Annotated in this window: 25 protein-coding genes; 11 read left to right on the plus strand and 14 right to left on the minus strand. The window is 68.8% G+C overall.

The window, feature by feature from the left end; translation table 11 throughout:
* The first annotated feature begins 157 nt into the window (after positions 1-157).
* Positions 158-3,124: a hypothetical protein gene (locus tag AB0J69_RS24050; protein ID WP_364121094.1), complete on the plus strand. Its 2,967-nt coding sequence runs from the start codon at positions 158-160 to the stop codon at positions 3,122-3,124.
* Positions 3,125-3,193: 69 nt separating this feature from the next.
* Here the strand turns inward: AB0J69_RS24050 and AB0J69_RS24055 are convergent, their stop codons facing one another.
* Positions 3,194-3,583 carry a hypothetical protein gene (locus tag AB0J69_RS24055; protein WP_364121097.1) on the minus strand — a complete coding sequence of 130 codons (390 nt, stop codon included), beginning with the start codon at positions 3,581-3,583 and terminating at the stop codon, positions 3,194-3,196.
* Between AB0J69_RS24055 and AB0J69_RS24060 the strand changes: the two genes are divergently transcribed.
* The gene (locus AB0J69_RS24060; protein WP_364121100.1) at positions 3,570-4,349 is read left to right on the plus strand and encodes a hypothetical protein; all 780 of its coding nucleotides are present in this window, start codon (positions 3,570-3,572) and stop codon (positions 4,347-4,349) included. The two genes, AB0J69_RS24055 and AB0J69_RS24060, sit on opposite strands and share 14 nt — an antisense overlap.
* Positions 4,350-4,573: 224 nt before the next feature.
* Here the strand turns inward: AB0J69_RS24060 and AB0J69_RS24065 are convergent, their stop codons facing one another.
* From AB0J69_RS24065 to AB0J69_RS24090, 6 genes are all read right to left on the minus strand, one after another.
* Positions 4,574-4,696, minus strand: coding sequence for a hypothetical protein (locus AB0J69_RS24065; protein ID WP_364121103.1), 123 nt, complete (start codon positions 4,694-4,696; stop codon positions 4,574-4,576).
* A gap of 43 nt (positions 4,697-4,739) precedes the next feature.
* Positions 4,740-4,892 (minus strand): hypothetical protein, encoded by a 153-nt coding sequence (locus tag AB0J69_RS24070; protein WP_364121105.1) that lies wholly within the window; start codon positions 4,890-4,892, stop codon positions 4,740-4,742.
* A gap of 113 nt (positions 4,893-5,005) precedes the next feature.
* The gene (locus tag AB0J69_RS24075) at positions 5,006-5,497 is read right to left on the minus strand and encodes a hypothetical protein (protein WP_364121108.1); all 492 of its coding nucleotides are present in this window, start codon (positions 5,495-5,497) and stop codon (positions 5,006-5,008) included.
* Positions 5,497-6,456, minus strand: coding sequence for a nucleoside 2-deoxyribosyltransferase (locus AB0J69_RS24080; RefSeq protein ID WP_364121111.1), 960 nt, complete (start codon positions 6,454-6,456; stop codon positions 5,497-5,499). Before AB0J69_RS24080 ends, AB0J69_RS24075 begins: the two co-directional genes overlap by 1 nt.
* A gap of 206 nt (positions 6,457-6,662) precedes the next feature.
* Positions 6,663-8,078: a DUF1906 domain-containing protein gene (locus AB0J69_RS24085; protein WP_364121114.1), complete on the minus strand. Its 1,416-nt coding sequence runs from the start codon at positions 8,076-8,078 to the stop codon at positions 6,663-6,665.
* 15 nt (positions 8,079-8,093) lie between these two features.
* On the minus strand, positions 8,094-9,461 hold the full coding sequence (locus tag AB0J69_RS24090) for a CHAP domain-containing protein (RefSeq protein ID WP_364121117.1): 1,368 nt from the start codon (positions 9,459-9,461) through the stop codon (positions 8,094-8,096).
* 477 nt (positions 9,462-9,938) lie between these two features.
* On the opposite strand from AB0J69_RS24090, the gene AB0J69_RS24095 reads away from it, so the two are divergent.
* The 3 genes from AB0J69_RS24095 (at position 9,939) to AB0J69_RS24105 (ending at position 14,884) form a co-directional block, all read left to right on the plus strand.
* Positions 9,939-12,938 carry a BTAD domain-containing putative transcriptional regulator gene (locus AB0J69_RS24095; protein WP_364121120.1) on the plus strand — a complete coding sequence of 1,000 codons (3,000 nt, stop codon included), beginning with the start codon at positions 9,939-9,941 and terminating at the stop codon, positions 12,936-12,938.
* 91 nt (positions 12,939-13,029) lie between these two features.
* Positions 13,030-13,683: a M15 family metallopeptidase gene (locus tag AB0J69_RS24100; RefSeq protein WP_364121123.1), complete on the plus strand. Its 654-nt coding sequence runs from the start codon at positions 13,030-13,032 to the stop codon at positions 13,681-13,683.
* Between the two features lie 577 nt (positions 13,684-14,260).
* The gene (locus AB0J69_RS24105) at positions 14,261-14,884 is read left to right on the plus strand and encodes a hypothetical protein (RefSeq protein WP_364121126.1); all 624 of its coding nucleotides are present in this window, start codon (positions 14,261-14,263) and stop codon (positions 14,882-14,884) included.
* Here the strand turns inward: AB0J69_RS24105 and AB0J69_RS24110 are convergent.
* Positions 14,829-15,080: a hypothetical protein gene (locus AB0J69_RS24110; RefSeq protein ID WP_364121129.1), complete on the minus strand. Its 252-nt coding sequence runs from the start codon at positions 15,078-15,080 to the stop codon at positions 14,829-14,831. The genes AB0J69_RS24105 and AB0J69_RS24110 overlap by 56 nt on opposite strands.
* A gap of 471 nt (positions 15,081-15,551) precedes the next feature.
* On the opposite strand from AB0J69_RS24110, the gene AB0J69_RS24115 reads away from it, so the two are divergent.
* Positions 15,552-16,205, plus strand: a complete 654-nt coding sequence (locus AB0J69_RS24115; protein WP_364121132.1) for a Tn3 family transposase — start codon at positions 15,552-15,554, stop codon at positions 16,203-16,205.
* Between the two features lie 297 nt (positions 16,206-16,502).
* Here AB0J69_RS24115 and AB0J69_RS24120 read toward each other — a convergent pair whose 3' ends face one another.
* A complete protein-coding gene (locus AB0J69_RS24120; protein ID WP_364121135.1) occupies positions 16,503-17,336 on the minus strand; it encodes a helix-turn-helix transcriptional regulator in 834 nt (277 codons plus the stop codon).
* A 165-nt stretch (positions 17,337-17,501) separates the two neighbouring features.
* On the opposite strand from AB0J69_RS24120, the gene AB0J69_RS24125 reads away from it, so the two are divergent.
* Both AB0J69_RS24125 and AB0J69_RS24130 read left to right on the plus strand, forming a co-directional pair.
* On the plus strand, positions 17,502-18,521 hold the full coding sequence (locus tag AB0J69_RS24125; RefSeq protein WP_364121138.1) for an aldo/keto reductase: 1,020 nt from the start codon (positions 17,502-17,504) through the stop codon (positions 18,519-18,521).
* Positions 18,522-18,618: 97 nt separating this feature from the next.
* On the plus strand, positions 18,619-18,756 hold the full coding sequence (locus AB0J69_RS24130) for a hypothetical protein (protein WP_364121141.1): 138 nt from the start codon (positions 18,619-18,621) through the stop codon (positions 18,754-18,756).
* Between the two features lie 243 nt (positions 18,757-18,999).
* Here AB0J69_RS24130 and AB0J69_RS24135 read toward each other — a convergent pair whose 3' ends face one another.
* Positions 19,000-19,791 (minus strand): hypothetical protein, encoded by a 792-nt coding sequence (locus AB0J69_RS24135; protein ID WP_364121144.1) that lies wholly within the window; start codon positions 19,789-19,791, stop codon positions 19,000-19,002.
* Positions 19,792-19,861: 70 nt separating this feature from the next.
* Positions 19,862-20,119 (minus strand): hypothetical protein, encoded by a 258-nt coding sequence (locus AB0J69_RS24140; protein WP_364121147.1) that lies wholly within the window; start codon positions 20,117-20,119, stop codon positions 19,862-19,864.
* 98 nt (positions 20,120-20,217) lie between these two features.
* Between AB0J69_RS24140 and AB0J69_RS24145 the strand changes: the two genes are divergently transcribed.
* Positions 20,218-20,769, plus strand: a complete 552-nt coding sequence (locus AB0J69_RS24145) for a hypothetical protein (protein WP_364121150.1) — start codon at positions 20,218-20,220, stop codon at positions 20,767-20,769.
* Positions 20,770-20,908: 139 nt separating this feature from the next.
* On the opposite strand, the gene AB0J69_RS24150 is transcribed toward AB0J69_RS24145, so the two are convergent.
* Positions 20,909-21,805, minus strand: coding sequence for an alpha/beta hydrolase (locus AB0J69_RS24150; RefSeq protein ID WP_364121153.1), 897 nt, complete (start codon positions 21,803-21,805; stop codon positions 20,909-20,911).
* Positions 21,806-21,908: 103 nt separating this feature from the next.
* Entirely contained in the window at positions 21,909-22,724 is an 816-nt protein-coding gene (locus AB0J69_RS24155; RefSeq protein ID WP_364121156.1) for a sigma-70 family RNA polymerase sigma factor, read from the minus strand.
* Between the two features lie 112 nt (positions 22,725-22,836).
* On the opposite strand from AB0J69_RS24155, the gene AB0J69_RS24160 reads away from it, so the two are divergent.
* Together AB0J69_RS24160 and AB0J69_RS24165 are read left to right on the plus strand one after the other, a co-directional pair.
* Positions 22,837-23,172: a cation transporting ATPase C-terminal domain-containing protein gene (locus AB0J69_RS24160; protein WP_364121158.1), complete on the plus strand. Its 336-nt coding sequence runs from the start codon at positions 22,837-22,839 to the stop codon at positions 23,170-23,172.
* A 174-nt stretch (positions 23,173-23,346) separates the two neighbouring features.
* A complete protein-coding gene (locus AB0J69_RS24165; protein WP_364121161.1) occupies positions 23,347-23,742 on the plus strand; it encodes a hypothetical protein in 396 nt (131 codons plus the stop codon).
* A 67-nt stretch (positions 23,743-23,809) separates the two neighbouring features.
* On the opposite strand, the gene AB0J69_RS24170 is transcribed toward AB0J69_RS24165, so the two are convergent.
* A complete protein-coding gene (locus AB0J69_RS24170) occupies positions 23,810-24,223 on the minus strand; it encodes a hypothetical protein (RefSeq protein WP_188190344.1) in 414 nt (137 codons plus the stop codon).
* Positions 24,224-24,478: the final 255 nt, after the last annotated feature.

Below are 24,478 nucleotides of genomic sequence, written 5' to 3' on the forward strand. Positions count from 1 at the left end.
AACTGCGATCTTGGTGGCATGCTGAATGAGGTGTCACAGCAATCGTGGCGGCTCGAATCCAGCGGAGGAAGCAAGATCTCCGGCAATCGGTCGCGTCGCGGTCCGGCCGGCGCCCGGTGGTGGTGCGGTCGCCGGGCGGGCACGTCCGATTGGGGGTATGAGGCTGATGGACAGAGATGACCTGCTAGAGGAGATCGTTACGGCGCTGGTTTCAGGCAGGCACCGGGTCATCACGCTGGTACCCGAGCTCGATGGTGTGGAGGGCTTCGGCACGACGACGCTTGCCGCAGTGGCCTGCCGCAGGTCAGAGGTGCGTGATCGATTCGGGGGCGAGATCGAGTGGGTGACCCTGGGCAACGATCCGGTTCAGGTACTCGACCACCGTCTGACCACGCGTCTGGGGCTGGCTGCTGAGCTGAAGGTGCGTGATTTCCTGGCGATGGCGGTTCCGCAGCGGATCAGGCCGGCAAGGCGGCTCGTCGTGCTGGACGAGGTGCGGCCTGAGACGGGGGAGTTGGTGGTACGGGTGGCCGCGAGCAACGCGGTGGTCGTCGTGACCGGCGCCAGGGCACCGGCCGGCGGGCTGGTGTTCAAGTTGCCCTCGATCTCCTCCGAAGCCGGTGACCGTAGCCAGGGCTGGCCCTTGCTGCGTACGTTGATGCGGTCGTTGGACGCGGTACCCGACGAGCCGTTCGACCTGGCGGATGCGGGGCAGCGGGCACGTGCCGTGCACCAGGTGCTCGACCATGGGCTGACACGAACGCTTGCTTCCGCAGACCTGGAACGCCTGCTCGAACTGGGAGGGTTCAAGGGGAGCCGGCCGATACCGCTCGACCTGGCCGCCCTCCTGTGGTGGGAGACGGCCGGCCTGTCGCGGGCGGAGAGCGAGCGGTTGCTGGCCGAACTGGGCGCGCTCGGCCTGGTGACCCGCGCGCCGGACCGTGACGTCATTCTGATGCCCGGCGCCGTACGCGACTACCTCCGCGCCGTCATGGGCACGGTACGCGTGCAACAGGCGGACCGGGCAATGGTGGAGATCGGCGAACCCCGCGAGGATTGGTCCGAAGAGGCGGGCGTGTACTTCTACGAGTACTTCGCCGACCACCTGGAGGCGGCGGGCGGCGACCTCGGCGACCTGGTCTTGGCAGGGTCGTGGTTGGCGACCAGGCTGGTGCAGGCAGGACCGCGTGCGGTGGCGCGAGAGCTGTCGAGGGCCGGTACGCAAGAGACGGAGCTGTTGCGAAGGGCCCTTGAGCAGAACCTGCACCTGCTGGGCGAGCCCCCCTACACCGACTTGAGCGTCTTGGCGACGCTCGCCTGCCGCGTCCATTACCTGCCGGAGATCGCCGGGCAACTGCGCGACGTTCTGAACGACATGGCGGTGCCCTGGCTGGAGTGCCTGTGGACATCGCCCGATCTGCCTCATCCCTCACTGAGGCTGAGCTGGACGGTTCAGGAGGGCGAGGCGACCAGCGTCGCGATCAGCCCGGACGGCACCTGGCTGGTGATCGGCGGCGAGGACGGGCCGGTGCGGTTGTGGAACCGGGACGGCAGCGTACGCACGGAGCTGGCGGGGGATTTCGGTCAGGTCAGCCGGGTGGCGATCGCGCCCGACGGCACCTGGCTGGCCACGGCGGTAAATGGTGGCGGCGTCCGCCTGTGGTCGGCCGACGGCGAACCACTGCGGGAGGTCGGCGACTATGAGACCGGGCAGGACGTGGTCATCGCGCCCGACGGTACCTGGCTGGCCGCCTTGAGCTTGTACGGGGGATTGACCGCGTGGACCGCGCAGGGGCGTGAGCTGTGGCACGTTGACGCGCAGTCCGACGATGCGGAGCTGTCGACCCTCGCCATCGCCGCTGACGGCTCCTGGCTGGCCCACGCGGTCGGCGACCGGATCCATGTCCGGAACGCCGACGGCACCCTTCGCGCCGGAATCCCGCATGCCGTACAGGGAATCACGCTGGCCGCACATCCCACCCGCGACGCGCTGGTGACCAGCGACGGAGCGGTGTACGGCCCCGACGGCGAGCTCCTGCAGCGAATCCCGATCGAGCATTGGTCCTACGCGCCGCTCGCCGTGGCGCCCGACGGTACCTGGCTGGCCACGGCAAGCCGGGGCGACGACGTGCTGGTGGCACGTCTCGACCGGCCCGCGACCCATCACCTGCTCGGCCACGACGACGAGGTCCAAGGTGTGGCGATCAGTCCAGACGGCACCTGGCTGGCATCGGTCAGCGCGGACGGTACCGCCTGTGTCTGGGAGCACGAGGACCTGCCACGGCTGGACGGGCAGTCGCCACCCGGATCCCAAGGGGCAGTGGTCGTCGCGCCCAACGGCAGCCTGGCCACCGCCGGCGCCGAGCTCGTCTACTGGGATGAAGCGGGAAATCCGCTGTTCAGCGTGTCTGGCCTGGTCAGCCACATGCGGCTGGCCGCCTGCCAATCCTGGCTGGTCGCCTGGGATCATCAGAACCAGCTCTGGCTGATCGACCGCGAGGGGAACGTACGCGAGCGTCTGGAGACCCACCACTCCAGGCCGCTCGCGCTCGCCGCCGCACCCGACAGCACCTGGTTCGCCACCAGCGGCGCGGAAGGCGACATCAACCTCTGGTCCCACGACGGTATCGTGATCCGGCGGCTGCGTTCGGACATCGGACCGGCGCGTCATCTCGCCATCTCCGCCGACAGCCGCACCCTGATCGCTGCCTCCGATACTGCCGTCCGACGGTGGACGAAGCAGGGACGTCAGATCGGCCGCAGCTGGCGGATGAACTCTCCGATCAAGGACCTGGCCACCTCGCCCGATGGGTCGCGCACGGCCGTCATCCTTGCCTCCGGCGCCATCCGCCAGTGGGACGATCGATACAGAAAGCTCCCTGGCCTGCAAGGTCTCGCCAACTACGCCGCCACGCTCGCCTACAGCCCGACCGGCGCCCTGCTGGCGGCGACGTACGCCTCGACGCTGCAGGTGTGGGACGCTGCCGCGGGGCAGCCGATGGCCCGCATCCGACTCGGCGCGACGCTCAGGGGCTGCGCCTGGTCCCCGGACGGCACCAGGGTGTACGTGACGGGCGATGCCGGACTACACGGCTTCACCCTCCACGTTCCCAGCGGCAACTGAGCCGGCGACTCCCGCGCCCCGTGCCTGGCCGGCGCAGCAACAGATGCGCCCGCGGACCCGAGAACGACCTCACGGCGCGGCCCGGACCGTGAGGATCCGGACGTTGGGTCGTGGCACCGGCCGTGACGACTGCGATCTCACACCGAGCCCTTCGATGAACTGCCGCAGCACCGGCGATTCGTTCCCAGGAACGCCCCAGCACCGCCGAGGTGATCGGAGGCGCTGCTGGACGCGATCCGCCTGGAGCCCGGCGCCGATGTCTTGGCGGTCACTGCCGTCCAGCTGCGCCAGGTCGTCGAACGGCTGACCGAGGCGGGGCAGTGGCAGGACGGCGACCCGCCGATCCTGCTCGTGGCCGATGCCGGCCACGACCTGCACCGGCTGACGTTCCTGCTGGCCGACCTGCCCGTGGAGGTGCTGGGGCAGGCTGCGCTCGGACCGGGCGATGCGCCGCCCCACTCCGCCGTGCGTCTACAACCCCGAGGGCGGCAGACCGCCCAAGCGCGGCGGCGAGTTCGTCTTCGGGCAGCCCGCCACTTGGGAGGAACCCGATCAGCAGACCACCACCGCCACCACTCGATACGGCACCGCGACCGCGATGGCCTGGGATCGGTTGCACCCCAAGCTGACCCGCCGGGCCGCCTGGATCACCCACGACATGGAGCTGCCGCTCATCGAAGGCACCGTCATCCGGCTGAGCGTCGAGCACCTGCCCGGCGGCGGAGAACCCAAGCCGGTCTGGCTGTGGTGGTCGGGCACCGGCGCCAACGCGGCCGACGTCGACCGGCTCTGGCAGGTGTTCTTGCGCAGATTCGATCTGGAACACACCTTCCGGCTGTTCAAGCAGACCCTCGGCTGGACCGTCCCCAAGATCCGTGACCCCGAGTCAGCTGATCGCTGGACCTGGCTCATCCTGGCCGTGTACACGCAGCTGCGCCTGGCCCGGTCCTTGGCCACCGACCTGCGCCGCCCCTGGGAGAAACCCGCACCGCCCGAACGGCTGACCCCGGCCCGGGTCCGGCGAGGGTTTCGCAACCTGCGCTGGAAGATGCCCAGCCCAGCCGGTGCACCGAAACTCGGCAAGCCCGGGCCCGGACACCCGCCCGGCTCCCCGAACCAGTACCGCGCCCCACGTCACGACGTTGGACGCATCCTGGCCACCGGCGAGGCGCACCAACGCCCCGCCCATCACAAGAAGGGAACCAAACCCCGGCGCATCGCCTGAACGATCACGCTCTGCAACCGCCCTATGCATGCAGTTTTGCGGCAAAGGCGAAGATCAGAGATTGAATCACAAGCTGAGAGCATGTAGCGGGTGGTCTCCAGACTCCGCGCGATCCTGCGCACGACGAGCTCGGCACATGGGGGCATCACTCAGCGTGGACCTGGAGCGCACCACCGGCACCTACGACTCTTTCGCGCGCGCAGCGTTCGCATCGGCGACTGCGCTCAGCCCTGCTTGGGCTGGTCGCTCACCTTGATCAATGTTCCGTGTGCGCCGCGCTCGTAGCGTCGGGCCTCGTTCTTCGCCATCTTGGCTTCGACGGCCGCGTCGAGGTCGATGCCGGACATCTCCGCGATGCTGGTCAGGAAGATCAGAACGTCGGCGAGTTCCTCACCTAGGGGTCTCGGGGTGCTTGCGTGCCGCCTCGAAGGCTTCGGACAGTTCACCGTGGGCGAGGGCGAATTCCAGGGGCATGTCGGTGGTGTTGAACCCCTTGGCCAGCTTGTTCTCCCAGGCCCGCTTCTGGACGTCTCGGAGGTGCACCCGATTCTCCTGTGGCCGCGGAGCCTCATGCGCTCCGTGAGGACGACGAACGGCCGCGAGCCTAGCGTCCATCGTGTCGCGGGTCAGGCGAACGGCTTGTCTCGTACGACGCGTCAGGCCGCTTGTTCGTTGTCCACGGTGAGGACTTCTGTATACCGGGCCAGGTCCGCGAACACCGCGAAATATCGGGCGATGAGCGCGCGAGGCTCGTCGAGGGTGGGTGCCGTCCCGTCGCGGGCGAGAAGACGGGCATGGATCTGTTCCGGCCTGGCGGTGAGATGGACGAGGACACCTCGGCGGGCGGCCACCATGCGCAGCAACTCGCCGGTCTGCGATGAGGTAAGGCGGCAGCGGCCGTGCAGCAGCGGGCCGTAGACCAGTTCGCTGATGAAACTGCGATCCAGAACCAGGCGACCGGCCATGGCCAGGATGGCCTGGTGGCGCTGGCAGAGATCCATTCCCTCGGGGGTGCGATCGGCATGCACCCGCTGATAGCCGTATCCGGTGGAGAGCGCCACGGCGTAGGTCGTCTTGCCCGCCCCGTCACAGCCCTCCAAGATGATCACCTCGTAGCGGTCAGCCCACATGGCGAGGTCGGCTGCCATCAGACCTCCAGGTGCTTGGTGAGTTCGTCGAGATCGCTGAAGGTGCCCGTCAGGCCGTACTGGATCATGAGGTTGCGGTAGTTGGGCTCGCGGCCGTGGGCGAAGGTCCACCAGCAGCCGGGGTCGGGGGCGAAGACGGGACGGCCGGTGGCCGCGCACGCGCCGATGACCAACGCCGCGCCGGGCGGTGTTTCAGGCCCGCGGATGTCCACCACGGCCAGGCTCGCATGTGCCAGGGCGGTCCAATCTTCAATGGCCGTCCGAGTCGGATGCGCCGCAGCGTTGGTGAACCGCCCGGCGAGGTGGGTGGCGAAGCCGTGGGCGCGGAGACCGTCGCAGACGCGAGCCGTCCAGCCGCTGCCTCCGTACGGGGACGGTTCCAGATAGGCCAGCCGCTGGCCGTTGATGTTGGGAGGCGGCATGGCGGGACTGGGCGTGAGCCAGCCTGTTAGAGCGTCGACTACCTCGGTTGCCGCTCGTGTGATGGTGTGCAGGTTCTGGGCGAGGAAGCGCTCGAACCGATCACCCTCGCCGCCTGGGGGACCGAGCTGGGGCACGGAGATGACTCGGCTTACCACGTGCTGGAGGAGCGGGTCAGGGAACTGCAAGCGTAGCGCGGTGTCCGCGGTGGCGCCGTAGACCTGGAAGTCGGTGGTGACAGCGAGGATGGGAACGCCTCGGCCGGCGGCGTAGCCGATCTCCATGCAGACGCCGTCGTCGAGGCTTGGACCGTGCAGGATGGCGACCATGGCGTCGATCCGGGCCAGGCGCTCGCTGTCCAGCTCGAACAGGCGTCGGCCCTTTGCAGGGGTGGTCGAGGTTCTCTTCATCGGTGTCGCAGAAGGGAAGGAACACGGCCTCTGGCCCGAAGTGGCCGGCTGCGAGTGGCAGGCGGCACGGGCCAGGAGCGAATGTTGTCGCGGCGTTCCTCGACCCCGGACCCCTCGACGACCGGCCACTTCAGCCAGCTCATCTGGAAGGGCAGCACCAGGGTCGGCGCGGGGCCGCGTGGCCGGCCGGGGCTCCCGGTTCTTCGAGACTTACCTCATCTTCGTGTTCGAAGAGCCGGGCAACTTCGAGGGCGAGTATGCGAACAACGTACAGCAGGCCTGAACCAAGTAGCCGTGCTTCCCAAGCGGAAGCACGGCGACCGTCGTGGGCAGGTCTATGTGATGGTGGCGGGCTGGGCTGACAGCAGGATCTGGGTCCAGCCGGTGTCGTCGACGGTGCCCAGACCGAGGATGTCGGCGCCGTTGCCGTCGTGAGGGCTCTGGTCGAGGTAGTGGTGCATGGAGCCTTCGGGACGGTGGCCGAAGTAGACGCCGCTGCCGGGGGATGTCAGGTTGTCGAAGACCTGCCAGGTGCTGTCCTTGAGCTCGTACGGGATGTAGTTGCCAGTACCGGTCAGCACCCCGTTGATCCGGTAGGCCAGCAGCCGGCCGTCGAAGGCGGTGCCCAGGATCCAGTTGGAGGCGGTCGTGGTGAGGGTCTTCAGCACGAAGCCGGTGCCGACGAGTTCACCGCTGGAGATGTTGGCGGCGGCGGGCTTGGCCGTGCTGACGGTGTAGCGGCGCAGCACCCCGCCTGCGATGCCGAACAGGTGGGTGTTGCCGTCATAGGCGAGCAGGTCATGGGTCCAGCCGGTGGCCAGCAGGATGGGCTGGTTGAACACCAGACTGTCCTTGTTGGTGACCACATCGACCCGGTACAGCTTGCCCTCAGAATCGGTGATCAGGATCGTGTTGAAGTTCAAGGTCGCCATCGCCTTGGGCGTGAATCCGATTGTGGCGGTGGAGACCACCGCACCATGCGAACGCCGGCCGGTGGCCACGTCGACGGCCGTGTAGGTCAACCGCCCATCAGGCAGCACCCCGTAAATCGACGCCGTTCCGGTAGGCCCGCCGCCGCCCCATTGCCCGAAGTCGCCAGCGTGGGCCTCATTGAGGTCGCAGTCCGCGCCGTCCACCGTGATCCCGTTGCGCACCTGGCGTAACTCGGCCCGGCTGTCCCAGAGGCCGTCCGACCAGGCGTACGTCTGCCAAGCCCAGGTGATCTTGCCGGCGTCCAGGAGCCGGTCGATCGCGTAGTAGCCGCCGTACGCGGCGGTGCGCCCGCGCCCGATGACCGAGGCGATCCCGTCGAAGTAGGCGTTGATGGTGCTCTGCTGACCGGCGGTGGCGTCGAAGTCGACGCTGAAGTAGATCGGCCGCGAGGCGGGCGCGCCGCAGGCCAGCGCCTGGCGCTTCGCCTCGGTGGCGTTGCGCACGCCCTCCGCATAGCCGCCCAGCGCCTCGCTCGGGGTGTACTCCCAGTTGCTCACGATATCGAGCCCGGCGGCGCGCAGGGCGTCCGCTTCGGACCTGGTGAGGTTCTTGCCGGTGGTGTTCCAGCTGAGGTAGCGGCAGACGAACGAGTAACCGGCGGCAGCGATCGCGCTGGGCCGGGGCCGACCCCAGGAGTAGTCGATTCCCAGGCGGACCGCGGCGGCCGCCGGCGGGGTGCCGATCGTCATGCCCGCCGCCGTGCCCAGCGCAGCGGTCCCCACGGCGCGCAGCAGCGTCCGGCGAGAGAGATGTCCCATCTGTGTTCTGGCCTTTCAGACGGTGGCGGGTTGGGCGGACAGGAGGGTCTGGGTCCAGCCGGTGTCGTCGACGGTGCCCAGGCCGGCGATGTCGGCGCCGTTGCCGTCGTGAGGGTTCTGGTCGAGGTAGTGGTGCATGGAGCCTTCGGGACGGTGCCCGTAGTAGATGCCGCTACCGGGGGAGATGAGGTGGTCGAAGACCTGCCAGGTGCTGTCTTTGAGCTGGTAGGGGGTGTATTTCTCGGCGCCGGTCAGCACGCCGTTGATGCGGTAGGCCAGGAGCCGGCCGTCGTAGGCGGTGCCGAGGATCCAGTTGGACGCGGTGGTGGTGAGGGTCTTGAGGACGAAGCCGGTGCCGACGAGTTCGCCGTCGGAGATGTTGGCGGCGGTGGGTTTGGCCGTGTTGACGGTGTAGCGGCGCAGGACACCGCCGGCGATGCCGAACAGGTGGGTGTTGCCGTCGTAGGCGAGCAGGTCGTGGGTCCAGCCGGTGGCTATCGGGGTGGGTGGGTTGAAGACCAGGCTGTCGCGGTTGGTGATCACGTCGATCCGGAACAGCCGGCCATCTTGGCCGGTGACCAGGATGGTGTTGAAGTTCAGGGTCGCCATCGCCTTGGGCGTGAACCCGAGCGTCGCGGTGGAGACCACCGCACCATGCGTACGCTGACCGGTGGCCGCATCGATGGCCGTGTACGTCAACCGCCCGTCGGGCAACACCCCATAGATCGACGCCGTGCCCTGGACCTGCGCGGCTCCGACGGGAGCGCTGTAGCCGACGATGTCGACGTTGGAGCGGGAGTAGGAGTTGGCCTTGATCCGGTCGCCGCTGTTGCCCTCGATGGTGTACACGGTGGTCGAGGTCGCCGAGGTCACGATGCCGACGTGGTCGATGTCGCCGTTCTGCTCCCAGTCGAAGACGAGGGCGTCGCCGGGCTGGGGCGTGTAGCCGCTGGAGCGGGTGTGCCAGGTGCCGTATTGGACGCCGTAGTCCTTGAACGAGGCCGCCCAGCCGGTGAGGGTGCCGCCGTCGCCCTCCGGCACGTCGGCGTGCTCCACGCCGGCGTTCCGCCAGACGTACTTGACGAAGTCGGCGCACCAGTCGCTGTCCCGCCACTGGACGCCGTCGCTGTACGGGCAGCCGGCGGAGGGCTTCCAGCTGCGGAAGTATCCGGTGTAGTAGTTGCACCCGCTGCCCAGCGGGGACTCGTGATTGCGCGCCGCATTGCCGAGTTGGCCCTGCGCCACCGTGACGATGGTCGAACGGGAGACCGCCGACGCGGGTGCCGGGGAGACCATGACCACGCCCAGGGCGACGATGGTGATCGCCAGAACCGGACGCAGTAGACGTAATAGGACGGCGATGTAATTCTTCGAGAGTTTCATGGCCGGAAGTTTCCACCGGCCTTCTCCAAAGCCGCTGCAGAGCCCGTCCAACGCACTTTTCCGCATCCGACCGTGTGCCGGTCGTTCTCCACCATGGGGGACTGCCCGGTCGGTGCCACGGCACGGAACGGGAACTTGGAGGCCGGATACAGCAGAACTACAGCGGGCCCGGCTCCTTCATGGCGATCTGCCGAAGCAGCATGATCATCTCACCGCCGCCCGAAGGCGCGGCTTCGGTGTACGGGTGGTGGCCACATGGGCGGTTGGCGTAACGGCCGCCGTACGGGCGGAGCGGCGGTCTCACGTCACCGTGAGTTCACCAATACGCCGCCGGCTGACCCGCTGCACCGTAGTGGCCCCCGGAAGCGCTCCAGGATCCTTCGTGTCGCCGGCCGATTCTCCAACCGCGACTCTGGTATGCCGCGTCGGCGGACCCTTAGGGTTCGGGAGAGGCGGCCGAATCTCTGGGGAGAGCCAATGGAGTTACGCCTCCTGGGTCCGGTTGAGGTGTGGAGCGGCGGACGGCAGGTCCCCATCGGGGGAGCCAAGCCGCGGGCCCTGCTCGCCGCCTTGCTGCTCGCCCCAGGCCGGGTGGTCACCGTCGAGCGGCTGACGGAGGTGATCTGGCAGGACCGCCCGCCGCCGACCGCGCGCGGGGTGCTGCAGACCTATGTCGCCTCGTTGCGCCGGGCGTTCACCGACGCGGGCCTGCCGACGATCATCGTCTCGCACCGCGTGGGCTATGCCGCCGAAATCGCTCCCGACGCCCTGGACAAGGACGTCTTCGAGCGGCTCGTGGACCGGGGACGGCGGGCGGCCCGCCACGGCGGCCACCGGGAGGCGGCCGACTCCTTCCGCCAGGCCCTGGCGTTGTGGCGAGGCCCGGCGCTGGGCGGGATCGGGGACACGTTCCTGCATTCGGAGGCGGCCAGGCTGGACGACTTGCGGCTGGCGGTGGTCGAGGAGCGGGTCGCGGCCGACCTGGCGGCGGGCCGGGACGAGGGCCTGATCGAGGAGCTCACAGAGCTGGTCGCCGTGTATCCAGTGCGCGAGCGGCTGCGCCGCGACCTCATGGTGGCGCTCTACCGAGCCGGTCGGCAGGCGGACGCGCTGGCCGTCTACCAGCGGGGCCGGCAGGTGTTGATCGACGAGCTGGGGATCGAACCGGGGCCGGAGTTGCAACAGGCGCACGAATCCATCCTGCGGTCCGATCCCGCGCTGCTGGGCACGGCCAAGGCCGCCGCACCCCGACAGCTGCCCTCCCCGCCACCCGACTTCACCGCGCGCGAGGCGGAGATCGAGCAGTTGCGCGACCGGCTCACCCGGCCGGATGCCATGCCTGTTTGCGTCATCTTCGGGCCGGGCGGCGTCGGCAAGTCGGCCCTGGCGCTGCGGGCCGCGCACGAGATCGCGTCCTTTTACCCCGACGGCCAGCTGCACGTCGAGCTGCGCGGCACCACGGAGGCGCCGGCCACTGCGCAGGAGGTCCTCGGCCGGCTGCTGCGCGAGCTGGAGCCGGGCACGTCGCCGCCCGACACGCTGGAAGAGTGCGCCGCCCGCTACCGTACGCTGCTGGCTGACCGCCGCAAGCTGGTCGTGCTGGAGGACGCCGCCGCCGAGCGACAAGTACGCCCGCTGCTGCCGGGCACTCCCGGTTGCGGAGTGATCATCACCTCCCGCAACCGGCTCGCCGGCCTCGCCGGCGCCGCGGTGCTCGACCTGGGCCTGTTACCGGACCAGGCCGCCCTGCGGCTGCTGGAGCAGGTCACCGGTCCAGAGCGGATCGCCGCCGATCCGGACGCGGCGCGGCGGATCGTCCGCCAGTGCGGCGGCCTGCCGCTCGCGCTGCGCATCTGCGGAGCGCGGCTGGCCTCGCGCCGCCAGTGGTCGGTGGCCCGGCTGGCCGACCGGCTGGCCGACGAGCAGCGCCGGCTGGACGAGCTGGCCGTCGGGGACCAGGAGGTGCGGGCCGGCATCGCCCTCAGCTACGACCTGCTGCCGCCCGAGGCCAGGACCGCGCTGCGCCGCCTGGGCCTGCTCGGCCTGCCGTACTTCCCGGTGTGGGTGGCGGCGGCGGCCATGGAGAGCGGCCTGGACGAGGCGGAAGAGGTGCTGGACCACCTGGTCGACACCTCCCTGGCCAGCGTGGTGGACACCGACGGGGCCGGCCGGACCCGCTACCGGCTGCACGATCTGATCCGGCTGTTCGCCCGGGAGCGCGCACACGCTGAGGAGCCGGAGCCGGAGCGCACGGCGATGGTGCGCCGGGTGCTCGGCGGCTGGTTGTGGCTGGTCCAGCGGCTCAGCGAGGCCGTGCCCACCGGGGGGATCCCGATGCGCGCCTCTCCCGGCCTGGCCCGGCCGGTGGATGCGGAGGTGGCCCGCATGGCACTGGCCGACCCGCACGGCTGGCTCCGCGACGAGGAGGAGGCACTGATCGTCGCGGTGGAACTGGCGGCCGCGATGGATCTCGACGACATCGCCGTGGAACTGGCCGCCGCGCTCTCCTCCGTCGCCTTCGAAGGCAGCCAGTACGTCTTCGACAACCCGTTCGCGGCCTGGCACCGTACCCACGAGGCCGCCCTGGCGGTGGCGCGGCGGAGGGACAATGCCCTGGGCGAGGCCACTCTGCTCGCCGGCCTCGGTCACCTGTACTACGAACGCGACCACTACGCCGAGTCCCGCGAATACCTCAGTCAGGCACTGTCGCTGTTCCGCTCCGCGCGGGACACCCGCGGCGAGGCCGCCACGCTCGCCGCGCTCGGCGCCGCCTGCCGCGAGCAGGGTTACCTGCCGGAGGCGCTGCACTTCCTGGGCCGCGCCGGCCGGCTGTGGGCTGACCTGGCCGACCCTGCGGCGCTTGCGCATGTCAGACGGCTGGCCGGCAGCGTGCATGTGGAGCGCGGGGACTACCCGGCGGCCTGGGGCGACCTGAGCGCCGCATTGTCGCTGTATCAGGAGGCAGGCAGCCGCCGCGGTGAGGGGCTGACGCTGCGCAGCTTGTCCCTGTACCACCGTGCCCGGGGCGAGCTGGTACGGGCGGAGGAGCTGTCGGAGCAGGCGCTGGCGATCTTCCGTGAGCTGGGCGACCGGCTGATGGAGGCGTACTGCATGCGTTCCCTGGCCAAGGCCCGGCTCCGGCTCGGCCGGTTCGACGCGGCGCGCCGGGACATGGACGAGGCGCTTGCCGCGATCCGGACTCTCAGCGACCGCTGGGGCGAGGCGTGCACGCTGCGCGCGCTCGGCGAGCTCGACCTCGCCGAGGGGCGGCTCTACCAGGCCAAGAACCGCCTGACCGAGTCGCTGGCGTTGTGGGAGATGTTGCGCGCCGCCCTGTTCCGCGCGCGTACCCTGCGCGACCTGGCCCAGGTGCACGAGGCGCTCGGCGACGACGATGCCGCCAAGACGGCCCTGGCCGAGGCCATGGAGATCTTCCGGCTGCACGACGCGCGCGAATACCGCGAGCTCGCCGGTTAGACCGCGATTACAGCGTTCTTGGAGCGGCCGACCGCATTATGGCCGTCGGCGTCTCACATGGAGCGTCCCTGGAACCATCACGGAGGCTTCCATGCCCGAAATCGTGTTGCTGTCGGACCCGCGGATCGCCGAGGTGGCGGTGAAGGAGTGCGGCGAGCCGCTGGTGGATCTGCGCACCCTGGAAGCCGTCCGGGTCGACCAGCGCCTCGCCGACCGCGAGGGCGCGTTCGCGCACGTACGGCTGAGCGTGGCCGACCGCCTGATCGCCGCGCAGACCCGGCTGCCCCGCGAGCTGCGCCTGCTGGTCGTGGAGGGATTCCGCCCGGCGGCTCTGCAACAGCGCTACTTCGCCGAGTCCGTGGCCATGCACCGGGCGAAGCACCCTGCCTGGGACGACCGGCGGGCCTACCTAGAGACCAGTCGGTACGTCTCCCCGCCCGAGGTGGCCCCGCACGTCAGCGGCGGCGCGGTGGACCTGACCCTGTGCACCGTCTCCGGCACCGAGCTCACGATGGGTACCCAGGTCAACGCCACCCCTCCGGAGAGCGACGAAGCGTGCTACACCGCCTTCCCCGGCATCTCCGCCGAGGCCCGTCGCAACCGCGACGTCCTGGCGACCGCCATGGCGTCCGCCGGCTTCGTCAACTACCCCACGGAGTGGTGGCACTGGTCCTACGGCGACCGCTACTGGGCCTTCACCACCAGCTCCCCGTACGCCCGCTACGGCATGAGCCGCGCCGCCTAGGAGCGGCAATGGTCATCTTGGATTCTTGGCCTCTTCTCGCAGGCCAGGGCGAGATGATCTTTACAGGCACGTTAGGCGCGTTGGCTGGCGTTGAAGGCAGGTTGCATCCACCGGCACGGCACCGTTGATGCCCTAGCCAACCTCTTCACCAAACACGGCTGGACCACTCGAGACGACCTCGCTGACCAGCGGCTCAGCGCCCATCGAGAAGTCCCGTTGGGGTATGACCACTACCCCACCCCTTCCCGCCGTGCGCCAATACCGCTGGGCCTCTGACCAGACAGAAGCACCGCCCTGTCCATCTCGGAGACTCTGTCGCCGCAGATCAGAGACCCATAGTCGGTATGGGCGCCAATCCGGTCCCACGCTTCCCGCGACAGCCCGCCGCCGAAACCCCGGCTCCAGCCTCCGCCGTCTGACCTGCGGGTTCAAGGGAAGGCGGGCCGTTTCCGCCGTATTCCGGGACCACCCCTGCTGAGTCGAACTTGATGCTGCAATATTTCAGGCTGGTACGGTTCTGAACTCCTGTGTCAGTCTGGTGTTCGCTGCTGTCGGCCCGCGGCCCTTACAGGTGACCATGGCTACAGATGAGTCAGACGTTGACCCGATCTTCCAGGCGCAGAACGATGCCCTGCTGACTCTCGGCTGGATGGCCGGGTGCCTCGGCGTGATAGCGGTGACAGCCTTTGCCGCGGCCGGGGAGGTGGTCGGTGGCCGCTGGCCGGTCCTGGGCACGGCACTCCTGGGTGCAGCCGTCCTGTTGAACTGGGCGGGGGCCATCTATGCTGCGTTGTCCCTGTGGGGTTCCGGAACCCCTCCGACCTCCGCCATTGAACGGGACTACCGAAGCAGTCCCTTCTTCAGCCTGCTGTTCATCTCCCTGATCGCCGCATCGGCCGCGAGTGTGCTCTCCTTCGGAGAGTTCGCCAGACACCTGCACATGGCCGCAGGCGGTTTCCAAGCTGCCAATACTGACGTCCTGCCATGGATGATGTTCAGCCTGGGGGAGTGGGTCGACGCGATAACCCTGGGATCGGCGGCGATCTATGGCGGGGTGTCCGACATCAAGGCCACCGCGTTCTGGAGCAGAACGTTCGTCGTCCTTCCCTACCACCTTGTCGCCACGGTGGTTCTGTTCGGAGCGATCAAACATGGCGTCGCCGCCCTGCGGGGCCGCAGGGCACACAGGCCATCCACTTGATCACGACACTCTTCCGGCACAGCGAGGGCTCTCGTGGCCACAGTCGGCGCAGCTCGGCGATGCTGCGGTCGACCAGCTCGGCGTCGTCGCGCCGGGAGCCGTCCGGCTGGTGGCCTTCGCCGCACGGACGTAGCCGCACGGCCAGGCGGATCGGCGCGGCCAGGCGCTGCGCGTCGTCGGATGTGGTGCTCGTCATCGGTGATCTACCTTCATTGCGGGATCGGGACAACGACCACGCTGCAGCGCGTGGTCTGTCGGCGCGGGTGAGGGTGACGGGGCGGTCGTGGCATCGGGCGCGGAAGTTGCTCCGGATCGCTGCCACCAGCGACGGCCAGCAGGAGACAGGGAATAGAGGTGGTCGGCCAGGACACGCTGGGCAGCGAGTCGGACCTGGCGCTCCTCGTGAGGGTCACGTAGCCCGCTGGCGGTCCTTGCCTGATGGCTGGCGCGGGCGCGGGCTGCGCAGCACGAATCTTCTCCGGCCGATCCTCTCCAAGCGGTGGGTTGTGGGGCGTCCGCAGGCATCCACAAATCACATTCACGATCGTCTGCCTCATTTCCGGGGCATTCTGGGCGACCTGTTCCAGCAAGGTCGTCCTCTACATGTCCATGTCCCTGGACGGCTTCATCGCCGGCCCGGACGACAAAGTGGGTCGCCCTAGCGACCTTGTTCGGGTTCGACCTGATGCCGCGCATCCGCAAATTCACGGACCTGATCTTCTTCCGCGCTTCGGAGAAGATCGCCTATCCGCATATCGACCAGCTGTTCGGCGAGAGCGGTCGCAACGTGATCGACTGGAAGCTGATCGACAAGCACTGGATCGACCTGGTGCAGGTAGCGATCTCCATCAGCGAGGGCCGCCTGTCCTCGGCCACGCTGATGCGGCGGCTGCGCTCCAACTCCCGCAAGAACCGCATCTACAAGGCCTTCCGGGAGGTCGGCCGTAGCGTACGGACCGTCGCCCTGCTGCGCTATCTGGCCGACCCGGCGCTGCGGGCGCGCATCACCGCGGCGACCAACAAGGTCGAGTCCTACAACGGGTTTTCCAAGTGGCTCGGGTTCGGCGGGGTGCTGGCCGACAATGACCCCGAAGAGCAGGAGAAGCTGATCAAGTTCAACACGCTGCTGGCCAACCTGGTCGTCTTCCACAACGCGCTGGACATCTCCGATATCGTGCGGCAGCTGGTCACCGGGGCTGGAGCATCACCGCCGACCAACTCGGCCAGATCGCCCCGTACCTGCGGGCCCACATCAGCCGCTTCGGCGCCTATGCCACCGACGAGCTGCGTCATCGGCCGGATCCGTTCGACCCCCTGCTGAAGGAGGTCGACTTCGCCGACGTCGAGCTGGCCGCCTGATCACCCGCCGCGTCGGGTGGCGGGCGTCGCTGGACGGCGCGCCTGCTCGCCAGCCGTCAGTCGCTCGGCTTCCTCGTGCAGGGCCTGAATGAGCACGAGCCTCGCTCTCCCGGCTTAGGCGGGCTCGATGATCGCCTATCGTTAGCTCGCCTGTTGTCGGCCGTGTAGAGGCATCGGTCCCGACGAACCTGCCGGTGGCGACGCTCTCCGATCATGTGTCCGTTCCGGCGCCCGTCAACCCCGGACGCGACGACGCCCGTCAGACCGGGACGCCGACGACCTCCAGTAGCCGCAGCCGCTCGGCGGTCTCGCTGCCCTCCGCCACGGTGAAGGCCATGATCCGCAGATCGGTGCCGAGCGCCGCGAGGATGTCGCAGTCGAGGGTGAGTTCGCCGACGCTCGCGTGCCGGACAGTCTTGGTCAGGGGCTCGTGCACGCCTACCACGCCGGAGCCCCACAGTGCCGCGAAGTCACCGCTCCGGGCACGGAGCTCATCGATCAGTGCGGCCAGTCCGGCATCCTTCGGATAGCGAGCCGACGCCGCTCTCAGGTCGGACACGAAGGCGGCGCGGTGACCCGTCTCCCTGCTCACCGCCTGGGGGTATCCGGCGGGCGGCTCCACGAAGGACCACCACACCGCATTCCTCCCGAAGCCGCGTGACGCGGGCGGGTTGCCGAACAGCGCGGCCCACAACCGGTTCCACGTGATGAGGTTCCATGCGGCGTCGTACACGCTCAGCGGTGTGCCGGTCAGCCGATCCAGCAGGCGCTGGACGCCTGCCGGCACATGGTCGGAAATCTGCCCGGGGCCCGGCACCGCCTGACCGGCGAGCACGAAGAGGTGCTCACGCTCCGCCGTCGTCAGCCGCAACGCCCGAGCCAGCGCGGACAGTACTTGGGGGGACGGATTCGTCGACCTCCCCTGTTCGAGCCGCACGATGTAGTCGACGGACAAGCCGGTGAGCAGGGCGAGCTCCTCACGCCGTAGGCCTGGCGCGCGCCGGCGTCCGTCGTCCGGCAGGCCGGCCTCGGCCGGTTTCGTGCGATCCCGCCAGGCGTGCAAGGCCCTGCCAAGATCCGTGGATCCGGTCATCTCCCCAGTATGGGCAATCGGCCGCGTCCCGTCGTGGTACTCCGGGTCCACTGGCTGCGGCGGGTACTGGCTGATGCCCGCGGGTGCGCGGAAGGTGGATGTACCGGCCGACGGGCGGTGGCCGGCGGGGACCCACCCGCCGGTCGGGACCGAAGGAGCACGTTCATGAAGTATCGCAACCTCGGGCGGACCGGGATCAAGGTCAGCCCCTACGCACTCGGCACGTTGATGTTCGCCAGCCAGATGGGCAACGACCCGGACGAGTCGGTCCGGATCATCCACAAGGCGATAGACGCCGGGATCAACCTCATCGATACCGCCGACCGCTACGCCGACTCCGAGGACATCGTCGGAAAGGCCCTCAAGGGCCGCCGCGACGAGGTGGTCCTGGCCACCAAGGTCGGCATGCCCATGGGCGAGGGCGTCAACCAGCAGGGTGCCTCCCGCCGCTGGATCACCACCGCTGTCGAGAACTCCCTGCGCCGGCTCGGCACCGACTACATCGACATTTATCAGCTCCAGCGGCCCGACCCGGACACCGACCTGGAGGAGACCCTTTCCGTTCTGACCGACCTCGTCAGGGCCGGCAAGGTGCGCGTGATCGGTTCCTCGACGACGCCCGCCTCGATGATCGTCCAGGCGCAGTGGGCCGCCGAACGCGCCGGGCTGCAGCGCTTCCGCACCGAGCAGCCGCCGTACTCGATCCTGAACCGCGGCATCGAACGGGAGGTCCTGCCGCTGGCGCAGGAGTACGGCATGGGCGTCATGGTGTGGGGTCCATTCGGCCAGGGCCTGCTGACCGGCCGGGTGCGCCAGGGCGGTGAGAACGACCTCAAACGCGTCCAGTTCTCCCGCCACCTCACCGACGAGCGCCGCATCGACGTCGTCGAACAGCTCATCCCGCTCGCCGAGGAGGCCGGCCTGCCCATGACCCACCTGGCCATGGCGTTCGCCATCGCCCACCCGGGCGTCACCGCCGCGCTCCTCGGCCCGCGCACCATGGAACACCTCGACGACCTTCTGGCCGGGGCCGACGTCGAGCTGTCCGACGACATCCTCGACCGGATCGACAAGATCGTCCCGCCGGGCACCGAGGTCAGCGCGCTCGACCAGGAGTACAAGCCCCCGGCATTGCTCGACCCCGCTCTCCGGCGTCGTCCCGCCGGGCTCCGGTCGGCGGCCTGAGCCCGGAGGCCAGGCTGCGGTCTGCCCGGGGAGGTGGTCCGGCCCTGGCACACCGCAGCCGGGTGCACGAGGCAAGGCTCAGCGCGACCCGCTCACCGTGGCGAACACGCCAGAGCCGGTCGAACGCGAGCGCCGGGCCGCCGCGCTGCAGGCAGTCGAGCTGGCGGCCGCCGAGACGGCCACGGCCGCCCGCTTGCCACCACGCAGCTCCAGGACGAGTGAGAGCAGCGGTTGACGCCCACTCGTCACCGCGGCTCGCGTTGTCGTGCCAGGGCCAGTAAAAGAGGCCCGTTGCTGGAGCCAACTGCTGCGATCGGGTTGCGCGTCGCGACGAGCAGCCGGTTCGATGGTTATCTTGGGTTGTCAAGCGAAATAGCTGGTCAGCTGCTTGAAGGTCTGTCAGGCACGTAAGGCAAGTTGACTTACTGGATGCGATGACGAGGCTCCGCGTCAGGGCTTCTGAGCAGAACTGGGCGGGCTAGTCGACGGGCCCGGAGCAGTAGGGCGCGCTAGTTCTGCCGAGGTTGCTGGTCAGCGTCACGCCGAGCTCCCTGATCACGATGCGCACTTCGTTCCCACCCTTGTTGAATTCGATCTGGCGCTCCCCTCTGGGGATGTCTTCGACTCGGGCGAGCTGGCCAGAGCGCTCGCGGGACCATGCCATGCCGGCGGGATCAACAACCATGACGCGGTTGACGTCCAGATCCAATCGGGAGCCGGAGTCGCGGTCTTCGAAAGTCAACCTCAGCCTGCTGATGCTGCAAGGGGGAAGAGCGCCGATCTGCATCTGGCCCAACGCTGCCAGGAACTGTGGGATGTCGTGCGCTGGGGAGGGGCTGGGTGCAGGAAGGGAGTCGAAGGAGACGCCGGTCACGATGAACGCGGGCATGGGCTCGTAGCTGCTGTTCTGGATCGCGAGGGTGGTGACCTGGTCCTGGGCGGTGCGCTCGGTCCACCAGGTGACCTTGGAAGCGAAGCCGGCGACTCTGCGCTGCTGCTGGTCGTCGTTCTGTTGCTGCTGAAGGATGAAGGTCATGGCGGAGACTAGGAGGGCGGCCAGGGCGGCAATGCCTGCGAGCATGGTGCCGATCATCGTCCAGAGGGAGACCACGCGGCCGGTGGTGCCGGTCAGTGGGGTCTGCGCCGCCAATGTGCTGCCCGGCTGGTGTGCTGCCTGATCGGTGGGCGGCGTGGTCTTGCGGCGCCGGGCCGCGCGTGCGCCGGTGAGAAAGATGACGGCCAGCGTCACAAGCGTCCGGGGGCGTCCCATTGCGTAATTGTAGATTTCGCCCCGTGCCAGGCTGAGGGCCCTTGCGGAGATTTCCCGATCTTGACGGCTTTCAGTCGAGAAGTCCCAGAGTTTCAGGCGTTTCCCAGGCCGTCAGGTGCCGGTCAGGGGCGGTTTCCTGCTGCGCGAACTGGTTGATCAGGTCGGCGAGGGCTTGCCGGTTCTGGTCCGAGAGGTCCTGCAGGAGGATGACCACCGGCTCCAGCACCTTGATCGTGGCCTCAGGCGCGATGTCGTCAGCATCGCTGAGATCAAGCCAGATGACGATCTCCGTGAGGGCTTTGGCGAGGGTGCGTTCGAGCGGGGTCATGACGGACCGATGGTACCGACTTCATCAACGACTTCCAGGCGCTGTGCCTGGGCTCCGGACTGGGCACCAGCAACATCGGCGACGCCCCGGCGGAGTTCGTGCACCGCTTCTGCGAGTTCCAGGCGCGTCCTGCCCTGGCCGATGCGGAACCCTTCGCACGCTTCGGCCACGCCTGCCGCGGCTACGACCAACTGGAACACGATCAGAAGCCGGAGTTTCACCGGGCGGTCTTCCACCAGGCGTATCGCCTCATGAGCCCGTTGCCGGGCGGCTTGCTCGGTCCATGGAAACGACTCTTCGACCGTCTGATGGCCGACAAGCCGCTGACAGCCGGGGACCTGGCCTGGGCCGCCGAGCGCGCCAAGGCGGCCTATCATCAGGCCTCCAGGCCCCCTGTCCGTCGGCATGGTCAATGGTGTGAGCCCGACGCCGACCGCGATGTCCCGTGCGGCCGTGTGCTGGACGCGCTGAGCAACGCGCGACACGGCGGAAACAGCCGCGGCCTGGCTCGCCTGTACACCCTGGCCGAACCCTCCGGGCAGCAAGCCGCGCGTTGGCTGGATGACCTCGGCACCTTCATCGCTCACCAGCTCGCCGTCCGTGGAGTCGTTCCTGACCGTAAGAAGGCGGCAACGGTCCCCTACTGGTGATCGGGTCCAGCGCACTGGCGCCGAGCCGTCGCGACCGCGTTTCGGTACACGCCTCGATGTCGCTGTTCGTCACGTGCGACAGCGAGGGCGGCTCAGCCTGCTGGGACAGGCGGGCGCGGCGCCGCGCCCGCGCGTTCCGCTACGCGGGTACCGACCGGACGAAGTCCCGGATGGCGGCCGCGAACGTCTCGGGTTCCTCCAGGTGGCCGAGGTGCCCGCTGTTCTTCAGCACGGCCAGCCGGGACCGGGGGATCAAGGCCGCGAGTTCCCGCGCCCACCGCATGCCGCAGGACACGTCGTATCGGCCGGCCACGATTAGGGTGGGCACGGCGAGCGACGGGAGAGTGTCGCGGTCGTCGATGATGTCGGGGACCAGGTTCTCGTCGACGTGGGAGATGTAGGTGCAGGTGATCTTCTCGCGCAGCTCCCTGAACTCGTCCTCGCGCTCCCAGTAGTGCGCGAAGAAGACCGGCAGGAGGTCGCGCAACGCCGCGGTGATTTTCTCGTCGTCGGTGACGGTCCCGGAGGCCTGGAGCCCGGCGAGCACCGTGGGGAGTTCCGGCCGGCCCTCGTTGCGCTGGACGAACTCCTCGACCCTGGCGGCGGCCTCGGCCATGTGCTCGGGGCCCGTCACCGGAGCGCTCTCGTACAACACCAGGCCGCTGAGCCGGTCCGGGTGGTGCAGCGCGAAGTACTGGGACACGAAGGCGCCGTGTGAGTGCCCGAGGAGGAACACCCGGGGGAGGGACAGCCGATCGAGCAGGCCTGTCAGGCTTCGCGTGTAGCGCCTGCGGGTGTAGCCGTCGGGGTGTGACGGCAGGCGTTGCGAACTGCCGGTGCCCAGCGGTTCGACGTACACCATGGTCAGGAACTTCTCCAGGGCCGGCGCGCGCAGGGACTCCCAGGTGACGCCGGGCCCGCCGGGCATGGCCAGGCAGACCGGGCCCGAGCCGTACACGTGGTAGCGCTGGTTCAGGCCGTCCACCACGACGTCGTGGGAGCCGGGGGACAGAAGGCCGGTCGTTTCTTGTTGCATCGGGTTCTCCGTGTGGGTGGTGTCGCGGACACCCACAAGACGCGGCGGGCCCGGTGAAGTTCGATCGGGGGAGGGTGACTCGCGCCACATTGCCCGCGCCTGCTCAGCCGGCGGGTGCGTGGAAGAGCCGTAGCTGGTGCATCAGGCCGTTCCGCATGGACATCAGCCAGGCGACCGCGGGCGGGCAGTGGCCGGGTTTGTCCGGCGGGTTGACCAGGTCCATCTCCCAGATGGTGGTATCCCGGCTGGTGACGGCGATCCTGAACTGCTGGCGCACACCCGCCTCCAGATCGCTCGCCATGCCCCGGATCAGGAAGTCCCGGCCGCCCACCCGCTGCCGGCCGCGGTAGTAGGCGACATCGGGGGTCCACCGCTCGGCCGTCAGCTCCGCGAACCGCCCCTGCTCGGCCGCGGCCAGAATCTCGGCGGCTTCACGGGCGCTTGCCCGGGTCAGGGCGGCGTCGTCGTCGTGCGCCGTGTCCGCGGTCGTGGCCATCGCCTCGATCAGCTTGGCTCTGGCCTCGCTGAGCCTGCTGCGTACCGTGCCCACCGGCACGCCGTACAGGGCGGCTATTTGGTGGTACGAGGGGGTGCGCGGGCTGAAATGCCGCAACATCACCGTCATGCACAGGGTGGGGGTCAGCTCGTCGATCGCCCGCCAGAGCCAGTCCCGCATCGCGTGCTGGTCGATGAGCTGCTCGGGACTCGTTCCCGCCGCGGGCACCGCCAGATCCGGCAGCGGCGTCGTGGTAGCCGCCGAGCGCAGGCGGGAGCGGCAGACGTTGCGCACGATCGTGCGCAACCACGCGCCGACGGAATCCGCTTGCCGCACGTCGCCGATGCGCCGCAGGGCGATCAGCGTCGCGTCCTGCACGGCGTCCTCCGCGTCCGGTCCGTGGCCCAACACGCTCAGCGCCACCGCGCATGCCGGCCCTATGCTTCTCGATCAGCGTGCCGATCGCGGCGACCTCGCCGTTCCGCGCGGCGCGTAGCAGTTCCTGGTCGGACGGATTTTCGGACATAACGCTCTAATGGTACGCAGGCGCCCCAAGCTTGGGTCTGCTGACGCCGCCTCGGGCACCGCCTTTGCCGCCGTCGTGCTGGGACAGCTCGCCAACGCCTTCGCCCGCCGCAGCGAGTCCCGCTGGATCGGCAGGCTGCAAGGGCGCACCAACCCCTTGCTGCTGGGCGCGGTCGCCTTCGCAGCCGTCCTGCTCCTGGTCCTTCTCGGCCTACCGGCCGTCGCGAGCCTGCTCGGAGTCACGTTTCCGCCGGCGGTCGGATGGATCCTCGCCGCGCTGGCAATTCCCGTGATGGTGCTGGCCGATGCCGTGCACAAGGCTTGGCGAACGAGTCATCTGGGGTGACTCTTGGTAGTCGGGCATGTCGGTAAGTAAGGTTGGCGCCTACTTACCAGACAGATAGCTAGGGGTCTTCAGGCATGTCAGCCGTGTCAGGTGCACTGCCTCGGTACTACCGGCCTGAGCGGGCGGTGGCCGCCGACCTCGGCGCCGCCGGGCAGGCTGTGGCAGCGCTCCTGTGTGCTCTCGACGCCGGCAGCGTTGTCGGCGCCGGCGTACTGTCACCCGAGCGGGCCGCTGTCCTGCGCGCCCCCGGCCGAGCGCCTGGCCGCCGCGCTCACCACCGGCGACGCGGCCGAGCGGGCGGAGACAGCTCGATTGGTCATCGCCACCGCGGCCGGTGCCGGCCATGCCTGGAGCCTGGCCCTCGGCGAGGTCCTGGATGCGCTGACGGCGGCCGTGTTCGGCGTTGAGTCTGCCCACCAGGTCCTGCACGACCCCGCGTTGCGTCGCGGTGAGCTCGGCGAGGGCCTTGCCCGACGAAACCCTGCCCACCGCGGCGCCTGCCGTGACCGGCGATACGGCACGACAGGCGGCAGGACAGGCTGCAATGCGCGGCGACTGGGACGACACTGACGTGTGCCTGTGGCGCATCCGGTGGCCGCTGGTGCCCGCACGCGCCCGGTCACACGCCCCTCCTAGATCATTGTGTGAAGCTGATGCACTTGTAGTAGCTGCCGCCCGGCATGCCGGTGTCCTTCTTCAGGCAGCCCTTGTAGGTCTTGCCGGAGATCAGCTTGTAGCCCTTGGTGTAGCTCGTGCCGTTGATGTCGACGCTCACGGGGCTGCTGCCCACGATGAAGAAGAGCTTGTAGCTCTTGTTGGCGGTGCTGGTGGGCTTGCTGATCCGGGCCCAGATGTACCAGTTGGAGCCCAGCTTGCCCTTACGCAGTTGCAGCGTTCCGAGGTCGGTGTTGGCCTGCAGCCGCGTCGTCACGTTGATGGCATCCGTCGGTGCCGAGGAGTCCCAGTTGTCGGCCGAGGCGGGAACCGAGCCGAGCAGCGACAGGGCCAGCCCGGCACCCGCGATGAAGGCTGTCTTGCGCAGATATCTCACTACCGTCTTCTCCCGAATCAGGGTGTCTGGACGAGAGGCGACAGTAGTGACACGTGGTATGTCCTCGGTATGTTCGCGCGCCTCGCCGCGGCGTGTGGATCACGCCGAGCCGAAGGCTCTGCCCTACCCCGAACAGGCCTCCCGCCGGATCTGGGGAAGGCCATGCCCCGGCCCCCTTCGATCTCTCGTAGGGCGCAGACACCGCAGGCCGGACCGGCGCACCGCTCATCTCTTCACGTACAGGTCACTGAAGAT

It is taken from the genome of Nonomuraea sp. NPDC049709, assembly GCF_040674815.1.
Taxonomy (GTDB): domain Bacteria; phylum Actinomycetota; class Actinomycetes; order Streptosporangiales; family Streptosporangiaceae; genus Nonomuraea.